The organism is Devosia salina (assembly GCF_019504385.1).
GTDB lineage: Bacteria > Pseudomonadota > Alphaproteobacteria > Rhizobiales > Devosiaceae > Devosia > Devosia salina.
In genome coordinates, this window is the sequence record NZ_CP080590.1 from 954,427 (window position 1) to 966,653 (window position 12,227).

The window sequence follows — 12,227 nt, forward strand, 5'->3', positions numbered from 1 at the left end:
CGTGACATCAAAAGCGTGAATGGCGAGGATCATGACTTCCCCTCGCTCTTGGGGTCGAGCACGTCGCGGAGACCGTCGCCCAGAAAACAGAAGCCGAGGCTGACGATGATGATGGCAAAGCCGGGCATGGTCGCCACCCACCATTGATCGAGAATGAAGGTGCGGCCGCGCGAGATCATCGCACCCCATTCGGGCAGCGGCGGCTGGGCGCCCAGGCCAATGAAGCCGAGCCCCGCGGCGGTGAGAATGACGCCGGCCATGTCGAGGGTGACGCGGATGATCATCGAGGAGGTGCAGAGCGGCAGGATGTGTTGGACGATGACGCGGATCGGTCCACCACCGGCCAATTGCACGGCGGAAATATATTCGGCATTGCGGATCGTCAGCGTCTCGGCGCGCGCGATGCGGGCATAGGCCGGCCAGGACGTGATGGCGATGGCGATGATGGCATTGTTGATGCCGGGGCCAAGCGCGGCCACGAAAGCCAGGGCCAGGATCAGCTTGGGCAGCGAGAGGAAGATATCGGTAAAGCCCATCAGGATGCGGTCGACCCAGCCGCCGAAATAGCCGGCGATGGCCCCGATGAGCAGGCCCAGCGGTGCGGAAATCAGCGCCACCAGCAGCACGATGGTGAGGGTAATCTGCGAGCCCCAGATGACGCGGCTGAAAATGTCGCGGCCCAGTTCGTCAGTGCCCATCCAGTGCGCGGCGGAGGGGGGCATCAGCCGGTTGGCCAGATCCTGCCCGATTGCCGAATAGGGTGCGATCCAAGGCGCCAGGGCAGCGGTGAGCAGCAGCACGAGAATGATGACGCCACCGAGTACGGAAAGCGGATTGCGCATGAGCGCGGCAAAGACCCGGTAGGCCCGGCCTACATTGGCCTGCAGCCGCGAGGTGGGACTATCGGCGAGGAGCCAGTCGCGCGTGGTCATTAGCGAGCCCTCGGGTCGAGGACGCGGTAGAGCACGTCCGAGACCTTGTTGATGACGATGAAGACGGCGCCGATGACGAGCGTCGACCCAAGGACCGCGTTCATGTCGGCATTGAGGAGGGCCGTGGTGAGGTAGTTGCCGATGCCCGGCCAGGAGAACACGGTTTCGATCATCACCGAGCCTTCGAGCAGACCGGCATAAGAAAGACCGATGACGGTGATCAGCGGCACCCGGATCGGGTTGAAGGCATGGCGCCAGATGACAACGCGCTCCGGCACGCCCTTGACCCGGGCGGTGGTGACGAACTCCTGGCTCAATTGGTCGAGCATGAAGCTGCGGGTCATGCGGGCGATATAGGCCAGGCTGAAAAAGCCGAGCACCGAGGCGGGCAGGATCAGGTGGGAGACCGCGTTCCAGAAGATGTCGATCTCGCCGGCCAGCAGGCTGTCGATCAGGATCATGCCGGTGACCGGAGACACCAGGCCGTCATAGAAGATGTCGAGCCGCCCCGGCCCGCCGACCCAACGCAGGCGCGCATAAAAGAGGGCCAGGCCGACAAGGCCCAGCCAGAAGGCCGGGACCGAATAGCCCAGAAGACCGACAACGCGGATGGCCTGGTCCAGCCACGACCCTTGCCGGGATGCGGCGGTGACGCCCAGTGGCACGCCCAGGACAACGCCGACGAGGATGCCGAGGGTCGCCATTTCGAAGGTGGCGGGGAAGAACCGGCTCAGGTCCTCGATGACAGGACGGCCGGTCGAGACCGACATGCCGAAATCGCCGGTGAAGACATTGCCGACATAGGTGATGAACTGCATCCAGAGGGGCTGGTCGAGCCCCATGGCGATCTTTGCGGCATCATATTGCGCCTGCGTGGCCCGGTCGCCGACCACCGCCAGGACCGGGTCGATGGGGATAACCCGGCCGATGAAGAAGGTGATGGCCAATAGGCCCAGAAAGGTCAGGAACAGCGTGATCAGAAAGCCGCCGGTCGTGGTCAGGCCGCGCCGCACGCGCCTTTTGACCAAAACCGGTCCGGAGCCGGGCGGGGCACTTTGCTGATCGATCGCCACTCGAAATCCTTTCGGAAAAACAAACCGTTATGGCCGCCGGCCGGGTTGGCCTGCGGATGGCAAGAACTTCACATTTCGCTTCCACCATACAAGAAACTTTGCTTATATCAAAAAAATTTTAGTGGAGAGGGTCGTGGCGGAAGCAGTGGCGAAGGTGGAGGAGGGGCACCCCAAGGTCGGGGCGCTGATCCGTGCGCGCCGCCGCCAGCAGCACATGACGCTGATGGCGCTGGGCGAGGCTGCGCAGGTCTCGGTTGGCTATCTCAGCCAGGTCGAGCGCGACCATGCAACCCCGTCGCTGGGTACGCTGGCACAGATTGCCAAGGCCCTGGGCGTCGCCATCGACTACTTTATCTCCGCGCCCGCCCCGCACAATGCGTTGACGCGGGCAGGGGAACGAAACCGCTTCTCGCTCGATGGGTCGTCCATCGTCTATGAGCGCCTGGGCGCTGACTTCCCCGGCAATCAGCTGTCGAGCTTTCTCATGACCGTGCCGCCCGGATACCGCTCGGAAACGGTGGCGCATGAGGGTGAGGAGATCCTCTTCGTCCTCGAGGGCGCCATCACCCAGCGCCTGGACGGCGAAGAGATGGTCATGCAGGCCGGCGACAGCCTGCATTTCCGCGGTAATCGCCCCCATTCATGGTCCAACCATACCGACAAGCCGGCCCGTCTGCTCTGGACCGGCACGCTCGCCCTCTTTCGCTCCACGGCCCGGCCGCGTCCGACCGTGGCGAAACCTCAAACCGGCGCCAACAAGCCGGTCCGCAACAAACCGACCCCCAAGGAGAAACGCACATGAAACTCTTCCGCGCTGCCCTTCTGGCATCCGCGCTCGCCCTGCCGCTGGCTTCGGGCGCTGCCTATGCTGCAACACCGGCCGACGCCCTGGTGATCGCCCAGAATATCGACGACATCGTCGCGCTCGATCCGGCCCAGGCCTATGAATTCTCGGCTGGCGAAATCAACGCCAACCTCTATGACCACCTGGTGCAGTACGCCGCCGAGGACACCACTGTCCTGGCCCCGGGCCTTGCCAGCGAGTGGACGGCCGACGAAGCGGCCAAGTCCATCACCTTCACCATGCGCGATGGCGCCACCTTCGCCTCGGGCAATCCGGTGCGCGCCGAGGACGTGCTCTATTCGTTCAAGCGCGTCGTGACGCTGAACCTGACGCCGGCCTTCATCCTGGCCCAGCTTGGCTGGACCCCGGAGAACATCGACGAAATGGTCACCGTGGACGGCAACACCGTCACCGTGAAGTGGGATGGCGACTTCGCCTCGGCCTTCGTGCTCAACGTGCTGGCCTCGCGCCCGGCCTCCATCGTCGACGAAGTGCTGGTCAGCCAGCATGTCGAGGGTGAGGATTGGGGCAATGCCTGGCTCAACACCAATTCGGCCGGTTCCGGCCCCTATGTCCTGACCGACTACCGTCCGGCCGAAATGGTCCGCCTGACCGCCAACGAGAACTATTTCGCCGGCGCCCCGGCCATGAAGCAGGTGCTCATTCGCCATGTGGCCGAGGCCGCAACCCAGCAGCTTCTGCTCACCTCCGGCGACGTGGACATGGCCAAGAACCTGACCCCCGACCAGATCGCGGGCCTGGGCGAGGGCGTGAAGGTCGAGGCCTTCCCGCAGGCTGCCGTGCACTTCCTCTCGTTCAACCAGAAGACCGACAGCCTGACTGACCCGGCCGTGTGGGAAGCCGCCCGCTATCTCGTCAATTATGACGGCATGACCGAGACCTTCCTCAAGGGCCAGATGGAAAAGCACCAGGCCTTCTGGCCCAAGGGCTTCCCCGGCTCCTATGACGAGACCCCGTTCAGCTATGATGTGGAGAAGGCCAAGCAGATCCTGGCCGATGCTGGCGTCGAGACCCCGATCAACGTCACGCTCGACGTGATCAACGCGGCTCCGTTCACGGACATGGCCCAGTCGCTGCAGGCGAGTTTTGCCGAAGCGGGCATCAACTTCGAAATCCTGCCCGGCACCGGCGCCCAGGTGATCACGAAATATCGTGACCGCACCCACGAAGCCATGCTGCTCTATTGGGGCCCGGACTTCATGGACCCGCATTCCAACGCCAAGGCCTTCGCGTACAACTCCGACAATTCGGACGACAACTACACGGCGACCACCACCTGGCGGAATGCCTGGGCTGTGCCGGAAGAGATGAACGAAGAGGTGCGCGCAGCGCTGGCCGAGTCCGACCAGGCCAAGCGCAACGAAATGTATATCGACCTGCAGAAGAAGGTTCAGGCCGAAAGCCCGATCGTCATCATGTTCCAGGCCGCGCTGCAGATCGCCATGGCCAATAATGTGGAAGGCTATGTGAACGGGTCCAATTCGGACTTCGTCTACTACCGACTCGTGACCAAGAACTAAGGCGTTCTTGCACACACCCTCGCGGCGGCCAGGTCCCTCCGGCCGCCGCCTGCGGAGCCGGGTAACTCCTCCTCCCGCCCGGCTCCGCCACTCCCATTGCCCAGGACATCACCCATGAACCCGACACTTGCCATCCGCATGGAAAAACTGCGCGCCCGCATGGCCGAGACCGGCACCGACCTGGTCGTCATCGGGCCCTCGAGCCATATGCGCTATCTGGCCGACCTCTCGCCGCATGGCGATGAGCGCCCGGTCATGCTGATGGTGAGCAAGAGCTTCGCCGGTTTCCTCATGCCGGCGCTGAACGTGGATTCCTCACGCCAGCACACCGACCTGCCGTTCTTTCCATGGGCGGATGCCGATGGTCCCGGTGCGGCGCTGGAGGACCTGCTGGCCGCGACAGGCATTGACCGCACCGCGCCGTCCATCGTGCTCGACGAAACCATGCGCGCCGATTTCGCGCTGCTGGTGCTCGACGCTTTGCCTGGTGCGCGCCGCCGCTTCACCGCGGACACGGTGGGCTATCTGCGCTCGCGCAAGGACGCGGACGAGTATCATCGCATCAAGGCGGCGCATCTGCTCAATGATCGTGCCGTGAGCGCCGCCTTTGCCGCGCTCAGGCCGGGCATGACCGAGATCGAAATCGCCCAGTTCATTGACGATTTCTACAAGGCCAATGGCTCCGAGACCGTGTTCTGCTCGGTCTGCTTCGGGCCAAACGGCGCTTTCCCGCATCACCATACGGGTGCGACGCAGCTGAAGGCCGGCGACGCCGTATTGATCGATACCGGCTGCCGTCTTGATGGCTATCCCTCGGACATGACCCGCATGGGCTATTTCGGTTCCGCACCGGAAGGCTATGGGCAAATCCATTCCATCGTCGACCGGGCCGTGGAAGCAGCGCTCAAGGCCGCCGTGCCGGGCGCCAGGGCCAGCGACGTGGACAAGGCGGCGCGTGACGTGATCACGGCTGCCGGCTATGGCCCCAATTTCCTGCACCGCACCGGCCACGGCCTCGGCATCGACGTGCATGAGGCGCCCTATATCACCGGCACCAGCGACACCGTTCTGGACGAGGGCATGGTGTTCTCCATCGAGCCCGGCATCTATCTGCAGGGCCGGTTCGGCCTGCGGCTCGAGGAGATCGTCATGATCCGCAACGGCAAGGCCGAGATCTTTTCGGAAATGCCGCGGACGGCCGTGGCCGCCGGATAATGGCCGCCGTTCCCGAGATCGAGACCGAGCGCCTGTTGCTGCGGGCGCATCGACCGGAGGATCTCTCGGCCAGCCTCGCGATCTGGGCGCATCCGGAAGTCACCCGCTTCATCGGTGGGCGGCCATCGACCCAGGAGGAAGTCTGGTGGCGCCTGCTGCGCTATGCGGGCCTGTGGCGGATGCTCGGCTATGGCTACTTGGCCGTGGTCGAACGCGCCAGCGGGCGCATGATCGGCGATGTGGGGCTCGCCGACTTCAAGCGGGCAATCAGTCCGGCGCTGGGCGAGGTTCCCGAAGCCGGCTGGGCGCTGCATCCCGATTTTCATGGCAAGGGCTATGCACTCGAGGCCATGCGCGCATTGCTCGACTGGGCCGATGCGCAGGGCATTGAACGCACATGCTGCATCATCGATCCCGGCAACGCGCCATCGACCGGGCTGGCAACCAGGCTCGACTATGGCCGGACGGGCCAGGTCGACTATCACGGCAACCAACTCTTCCTCTTCAGCCGGAACAGGGCCTGAGCCCTGCGTCCATGGCCGTGATCGGCAGGGCATCGTCATTGGCTTGACATCTATTCAACCAAACGGTATTTAACGTAGTAGTTGAATAGAGAATGGTTGAGCAATGAGCGATCCGCTGAGCACAACTCTGGCCGCCCTGGCCGACCCGACGCGACGCGCCATATTGGCGCGCCTTTCCACCGGAGAGGCGAGCGTCAATGAATTGGCCGAACCCTTCGACATGACGCTGGCCGCCGTCTCCAAGCACATCAAGGTGCTCGAGAATGCCGGCCTCGTGACCAGGGGGAAGCAGGCCCAGTATCGCCCCTGTCGGCTCGATGCCGCACCGATGCGCGAAGTGGCGGGATATCTCGAGACCTATCGCAAGTTCTGGGAGCGCAACCTGGATCAACTCGACGCCTATCTTGCGCGCCTCCAGACCCCCGCATCTGACAGCAAGAATTGAGGAGAACCACCATGAACGACCAGGCCTTTCCCAATCCGTTCAAGACCGAACTGCCCGAGGATGAACCACTGATCATCATGTCCCGCACCTTTAATGCGCCTCTGGCGCTGGTGTGGAAAGTGTGGACCGAGCGGGAGCACGTCGCCCACTGGTGGGGGTTCGGCAACAATGAGGTGATCGAATACGACGTGCGCACCGGTGGCAAATGGCGGATCGTGGGCATCTCGCCCGACGGAACGCGGTGGGTGATGTTCGGCACCTATCTCGCGGTTGAGCCCAAATCAATGATCCGTAACACCTTCGTGGTCGAGGGAATGGCCGAGGAGGATGAGCGCTATTACGAGGAGCACCATTTCGAGGAGCGCGACGGCAAGACCCATTATCGGTCCGTCTCGAACTTCCCCGATTTCGAGATGCGCAATGGAGTGGTCGATTCCGGCATGGAGTGGGGCGCCAATGTCTCCATGGTCCAGTTCGACGAAATCCTCGAACGGCTCAAGGCCGAGGGCCGCGACTAACCTGCCTCAAAGCGCGTGGCGCGGTATTCCAGCGGCGCCGCGCCGCGGTGCTTCCGGAACACCTTGGCGAAATAATTGCCGTCGGCAAAGCCGGTGAGCCTGGCGATCTCGCCTACGCTCATCTCGGTGGCCAGAAGCAGGCGTTCGGCGCGGGCCAGACGCTGCTCAAGCACATGGTCCGATGGCGGCCGGCCCATGGCCAGGGTGAAACGGCGCACGAAATGGGCCCGGCTCATCTCGGCAATGTCGGCAAGCCGCTCCACCTGCAGTGAACTGCCCAGATTGTCCTCGATATAGGCAATGACACGCTCGATCGATGGGGGCAGGGTGTTTTCCGGGGGCGGGCGCAGCCCGAAGACGCCGTCATGCAATGCGGTCATGGCCTCATAGGCCAGCACGGAGGCCTGGCCCGGCGTGGGATCGCTGGCCGTGATGGCTCTGAGGGTCGCGGCGGACAGGCGGTCGACTTGTTCGGCGCCGAGCGTCAGCACCGGACCGGCAGCGTCGAGGATTTCCCGGGCCAGGCGCAGTGCTTCCCTGCCGTTGAGCAGCAGCCAGAAATACTCCCAATGACCACCGCGCTCGAGGAAGTAGCGATGGGCATGCGGCATGGTCACAAGCATGGTTTTGCCCGGGGTCAGCCGATATTGCACGCCAGCATGATCCAGCCGGCCCTCCCCAAAAGTGGTGTGCTGTATGACCAGGAAGGGCGCCGTGCCCCGCTTCATGCCATCCCATGAATAGACTTCGTTGCGGCGCTGTTCATAGCCGGCGCTGGCCACCATGCAATGGAGCGGCGCGGCGCTGCGCGCTGTTGCCAGCCGCCGGATGTCGAAGCCATGGTTCAGGAGGGTGGTGAGCACAAAATTACCCGCGTTCGCACAAGCTTTCTCTACACCCTCACGGCTGTGGCGGCTAGTTCTGAAGCAATACGAAGGGCCGATGCGCCCGTGGAGGATCCATGTCGTTCAAAGTTACCGTCATCGGCGCCGGCTCGGTCGGCTTCACCAAAACCCTCATATCGGACCTGCTCAAGGTGCCCGAGTTTGTCGATTGCGAGTTCGCGCTCACCGACATCAATCCGCACAATCTCGACATGGTGCGCCAGATCATCGAGACCATCGTCTCGGTCAACAAGCTGCCCGCAAAGGTGACGGCGACGACGGACCGGCGGGCCGCGATCACCGGCGCGCGCTACATCATGAGCTGCGTCCGCGTGGGTGGGCTCGAGGCCTTTGCCACCGACATCTCCATTCCGCTCAAATATGGCGTCGACCAATGCGTTGGCGACACCATCTGCGCCGGCGGCATTCTCTATGGGCAGCGCAACATCCCGGTGATCCTCGATTTCTGCAAGGATATCCGTGAGGTTGCCGAGCCCGGCGCGCTGTTCCTCAACTATGCCAACCCCATGGCCATGAATACCTGGGCGGCGGAGATGTATGGCGGGGTCAATGTGGTCGGCCTCTGCCACGGCGTGCAGCACGGCGCGCACCAGATCGCCCAGGTGCTGGGCGTGGATGACAGCGAGCTGGACTATGTCTGCTCGGGCATCAATCACCAGACCTGGTATATCGACATTCGCGCCAAGGGCCGGAAGATCGAGAAGGACGAGCTGATCGCCGCCTTCGAGCGCCACCCAGTCTATTCCCGCCAGGAAAAGGTACGCATCGACGTGCTCAAGCGCTTCGGCGTCTATTCCACGGAGTCGAACGGCCACCTCAGCGAATACCTGCCCTGGTATCGCAAGCGGCCCGAGGAAATCGGCCGCTGGATCGACATGAGCGACTGGATCCATGGCGAGACCGGCGGCTATCTGCGCTATTCGACGGAACGCCGGAACTGGTTCGAGACCGACTTCCCCATGTTCAAGGAGCAGGCCAATAAGCCGCTTTCCGAATACAAGCGCACCAGCGAGCACGCCAGCTACATCATCGAGGCGATGGAAACCGGCAGGCCCTATCGCGGCCATTTCAACCGGCGCAACAACGGTATCATCACCAACCTGCCCGATGATGCGATCATCGAGAGCCCGGGCTATGTCGATCGCTTCGGCATCAACATGATCGAGGGCATCACCCTGCCCACGGCTTGCGCGGCGACCTGTTCGGTTTCGGTCTCGGTGCAGCGTCTGTCCGTGGAAGCGGCGATGACCGGCGATATCGATACGCTCAAGCTCGCCGTGCTGCATGACCCGCTAGTCGGCGCCATCTGCACGCCAGACGAGGTTTGGGCCATGGTCGACGAAATGGTCGTCGCTCAGGCGCAGTGGCTGCCCCAATATGCCGAGGCCGTGCCGGCGGCGAAGGAGCGTATGGCCAGCTCGACGGTGAAGACCCGCGACTGGGAAGGCGCCGCCCGCAAGCGCGTCCGATCTGTCGAAGAACTGCGCGAAATGAGCGGCGCGCATCACTGATCGTTTCCGACGCTCCTCCCGGCGTCATGAAAGCGGCTCGCCACCCACGTCGAGCCGCTTTCGCTATTCTGAGGAAGAGTTCCGTCTTCCTAAGAAGATGTGGACGGGCACCCGCGTGCCAGCTTGTGTCCGCCCTGACCCAATTCTAGCGTGACCCCAAGGGAGGACAGGCGATGGACAAACCATCCCATTACGTCATTGTCGGGGGCGGTACGGCCGGGTGGATCGCGGCCTTCATCATTCAGGATGAAGCGCGCAGGCGCGGGCTGGATTTCAGGATTTCGGTCGTCGAAAGCTCGAAGATTCCGACCGTGGGGGTCGGCGAGGCCACCACGGCGGCATTCCGGGTGCTGCTGAAGCATTTCGGCATCGACGAGTTCGAGTTTTTCAGAAAGACCGATGCCAGCTTCAAACTGGGCATCCGGCACGAGGACTGGCGGCGCAAGGGGTTCACCTATTACGGGCCGATCGACGATCCGCACCTGGTCGTGCAGGCTCCCGCGGGGGCGCCATCGGACTATCTCAATGTCTATGCCGTGGCCGCGGGCAAGCCGGTGCAGGACATGCATCTGTTCCAGCCGCTGCTGGAGCAGTGGAAGGCGCCCTATGCGCAAAGGCCGGATGGCAGCCTGATCCCGCTCGGGCCCTTTCACCACGCCTTTCACTTCGACCAGGCGCTGGTGGGCAAGTTCTTCGCGAGCAAGTCACAGGGCGTCGAAAAGGTCGATGCGCTGGTGGAAGGCATTGAGCGCCACCCCGAAACGGGTGACATCACCGCATTGGTGCTGGAGGGCAACCAGCATCTCGAAGGCGACTTCTTCATCGACGCGACCGGCTTCCGCAAGCAGCTCATCGTCAAGGCGCTGCAGGCGCCCTGGATATCCTATGCCCATGAACTGCCGGTCAATCGGGCGCTGCCCTTCTGGATCGACGTCAAGGAAGGCGAGGAATTGCCGACCTATACGCGGGCCTGGGCGCAGAGTTCGGGCTGGATGTGGCAGATCCCCACGCGCACCCGCTTCGGCTGCGGCTACGTGTTTTCCGACGAGTTCACGACGCCCGACGAAGCCAAGGCCGAGATCGAAAGCGCGCTGGGGCACGAGATCGAGGTGCGCGGGGATATCCGTTTCCAGATCGGCCGGCTGGAAAAGGCCTGGATCGGCAATTGCCTGGCAGTGGGCTTGAGCTCGAGCTTCCTCGAACCGCTTGAATCCACCTCCATCCACGGCACCATCGTCCAGATGATGCTGTTCGCCCAGCGCTATATGGACCGGCCCGAAAAGATCGGGCAAAAGGCCCGCGACGACTACAATGCCCGGGTCGGGCGGCAGGTCGATGATTTCCGAACCTTCGTGAACACCCATTATGTGACCGAGCGGGACGATACCCCATTCTGGCGCGAGGTGCGGGCCAACCGCATCCATCCCGAGACAAAGGAGCGGCTGGCGCGCTGGAAAAAGCAGATGCCGCGCCATGAGCATTTCCCGAATTATCTCGGCGGGCTGCCGCATATCGAGACCCAGTTGCACTATCCGGTGCTGAACGGCCTGGGATTGCTCGATCAGGATTTGGCGCGCAAGGAGATGGAAGCCGATCCCGCGCTCCGGCAGTTCGCGCGCGCGACGTTTGACGGGCTGGTGCGCGAATACCGCGCCGCGGCAAAGCAGGCACTCGGCCATGCCGAATTCCTGCGCATCGTGCAGGAGATGGGGTAGGGGTTCTATCCGATCTTGTTTTCCCGCATCTGGCTGGGGGTCATGCCATAGGCCTTGCGGAAGTGCTCGTAGAACTGGGTCTGGCTGGAAAAGCCGGACTGGAACGCGATATTGGCGATGGCCATGTTGCTGTCGAACAGGAGGCTTCGCGCCCGGATCAGGCGCATGCGGGTGACGAATTTCTGCACTGAGATGTGCATCACCTTGGTGAAGAGGTTGGTGGCGTAGTTGGGGTGCAGCCCAACCACTTCCGCAATGCTGTCCACCGTCAGCGGATCGGTGATGTTCTCGACGATATGCCGGACCATCCGCACCACATAGCGGACCGGACTGGCAGTGCGGCTGCGGGACGTCGTCTTTTCCAGCCAAGCCGGCAGCAGCTCGTCCCAGCCGGTGATGGCGGCGCGCCGGAACATGGTGCCGATCTCGGCGCGCACGAGATCGGAGCGCAGGGAATTGCCACTCCGATAGTCGCCATACCAGCGCTCGAGGGTCTCAAGGCCGATGCATTCGGGCGCCAGCTGAATGACGCCGCCGCCCATCAGCGTTTCGGTGAGACGGCCCAGTTGCGGCATTTCGAGAAACGCGTCCACCGGAAGATAGATGTTGAGCTGGCGGGCATTGTCCACGTCGCGCAGCCCAACGGTCTGATGGGGGATGCCCGCCCAGAAGGCGACGAGCCGGTTGGCGCCCACGGTCAGGGGGCCGCCATCGAACATGTAGTCCATGGTGCCGGTGGTCAGCCAGTTGAACTCGATATGGCCATGGCTGTGCGGCTCGGGCATGATCTGGGGCGGAAACGCCCGGATTCCGAAGCGGCCAAAGGCCTTTCCGGATGCATAGAAACTGCGGTCCGGCCGTGGTGTCGGCCGCGGTGCCTTTTCCCGTCGGCGCGCGGGCGGGGCCGCCCCCTCGATAACAGTCATACTTTTCCCATAGTTCTTAGGAAGCCGGAATTAGTCACTATCATTCCGGATTGTTTCGCCCTTCGCAAGGGGTAGGCT

At 63.1% G+C, this 12,227-nt stretch carries 12 protein-coding genes; 8 read left to right on the forward strand and 4 right to left on the reverse strand.

Translation table 11 applies throughout. From position 1 onward, the window contains the following. Positions 1 to 29 precede the first annotated feature (29 nt). The gene (locus tag K1X15_RS04535; RefSeq protein WP_220306295.1) at positions 30 to 932 is read right to left on the reverse strand and encodes an ABC transporter permease; all 903 of its coding nucleotides are present in this window, start codon (positions 930 to 932) and stop codon (positions 30 to 32) included. Then, positions 932 to 1,960 (reverse strand): ABC transporter permease, encoded by a 1,029-nt coding sequence (locus tag K1X15_RS04540; RefSeq protein WP_420828363.1) that lies wholly within the window; start codon positions 1,958 to 1,960, stop codon positions 932 to 934. The genes K1X15_RS04535 and K1X15_RS04540 overlap by 1 nt, the downstream gene beginning before the upstream one ends. 178 nt (positions 1,961 to 2,138) lie before the next feature. Between K1X15_RS04540 and K1X15_RS04545 the strand changes: the two genes are divergently transcribed. The 6 genes from K1X15_RS04545 to K1X15_RS04570 all read left to right on the forward strand — a co-directional run bounded on the left by K1X15_RS04545 (position 2,139) and on the right by K1X15_RS04570 (position 7,092). Beyond that, entirely contained in the window at positions 2,139 to 2,807 is a 669-nt protein-coding gene (locus K1X15_RS04545; protein ID WP_240549664.1) for a helix-turn-helix domain-containing protein, read from the forward strand. Beyond that, positions 2,804 to 4,390: an ABC transporter substrate-binding protein gene (locus K1X15_RS04550; RefSeq protein ID WP_220306296.1), complete on the forward strand. Its 1,587-nt coding sequence runs from the start codon at positions 2,804 to 2,806 to the stop codon at positions 4,388 to 4,390. Before K1X15_RS04545 ends, K1X15_RS04550 begins: the two co-directional genes overlap by 4 nt. 114 nt (positions 4,391 to 4,504) lie before the next feature. Then, the gene (locus tag K1X15_RS04555) at positions 4,505 to 5,605 is read left to right on the forward strand and encodes a M24 family metallopeptidase (protein WP_220306297.1); all 1,101 of its coding nucleotides are present in this window, start codon (positions 4,505 to 4,507) and stop codon (positions 5,603 to 5,605) included. Then, positions 5,605 to 6,129, forward strand: coding sequence for a GNAT family N-acetyltransferase (locus tag K1X15_RS04560; RefSeq protein WP_220306298.1), 525 nt, complete (start codon positions 5,605 to 5,607; stop codon positions 6,127 to 6,129). Before K1X15_RS04555 ends, K1X15_RS04560 begins: the two co-directional genes overlap by 1 nt. 103 nt (positions 6,130 to 6,232) lie before the next feature. Continuing rightward, positions 6,233 to 6,574 carry an ArsR/SmtB family transcription factor gene (locus tag K1X15_RS04565; protein ID WP_220306299.1) on the forward strand — a complete coding sequence of 114 codons (342 nt, stop codon included), beginning with the start codon at positions 6,233 to 6,235 and terminating at the stop codon, positions 6,572 to 6,574. A gap of 11 nt (positions 6,575 to 6,585) precedes the next feature. Then, positions 6,586 to 7,092 carry an SRPBCC domain-containing protein gene (locus K1X15_RS04570; protein WP_220306300.1) on the forward strand — a complete coding sequence of 169 codons (507 nt, stop codon included), beginning with the start codon at positions 6,586 to 6,588 and terminating at the stop codon, positions 7,090 to 7,092. On the opposite strand, the gene K1X15_RS04575 is transcribed toward K1X15_RS04570, so the two are convergent. Then, positions 7,089 to 7,955, reverse strand: a complete 867-nt coding sequence (locus K1X15_RS04575) for a helix-turn-helix domain-containing protein (protein ID WP_220306301.1) — start codon at positions 7,953 to 7,955, stop codon at positions 7,089 to 7,091. The two genes, K1X15_RS04570 and K1X15_RS04575, sit on opposite strands and share 4 nt — an antisense overlap. Positions 7,956 to 8,053: 98 nt before the next feature. On the opposite strand from K1X15_RS04575, the gene melA reads away from it, so the two are divergent. Together melA and K1X15_RS04585 are read left to right on the forward strand one after the other, a co-directional pair. Continuing rightward, positions 8,054 to 9,508 (forward strand): alpha-glucosidase/alpha-galactosidase, encoded by a 1,455-nt coding sequence (gene melA / locus K1X15_RS04580; protein WP_220306302.1) that lies wholly within the window; start codon positions 8,054 to 8,056, stop codon positions 9,506 to 9,508. Between the two features lie 173 nt (positions 9,509 to 9,681). Continuing rightward, the gene (locus K1X15_RS04585) at positions 9,682 to 11,223 is read left to right on the forward strand and encodes a tryptophan halogenase family protein (protein ID WP_220306303.1); all 1,542 of its coding nucleotides are present in this window, start codon (positions 9,682 to 9,684) and stop codon (positions 11,221 to 11,223) included. 5 nt (positions 11,224 to 11,228) lie between these two features. Here the strand turns inward: K1X15_RS04585 and K1X15_RS04590 are convergent, their stop codons facing one another. Then, complete coding sequence (locus K1X15_RS04590) at positions 11,229 to 12,008, reverse strand: helix-turn-helix domain-containing protein (protein WP_220306304.1); 780 nt, start codon at positions 12,006 to 12,008, stop codon at positions 11,229 to 11,231. Positions 12,009 to 12,227 lie beyond the last annotated feature (219 nt).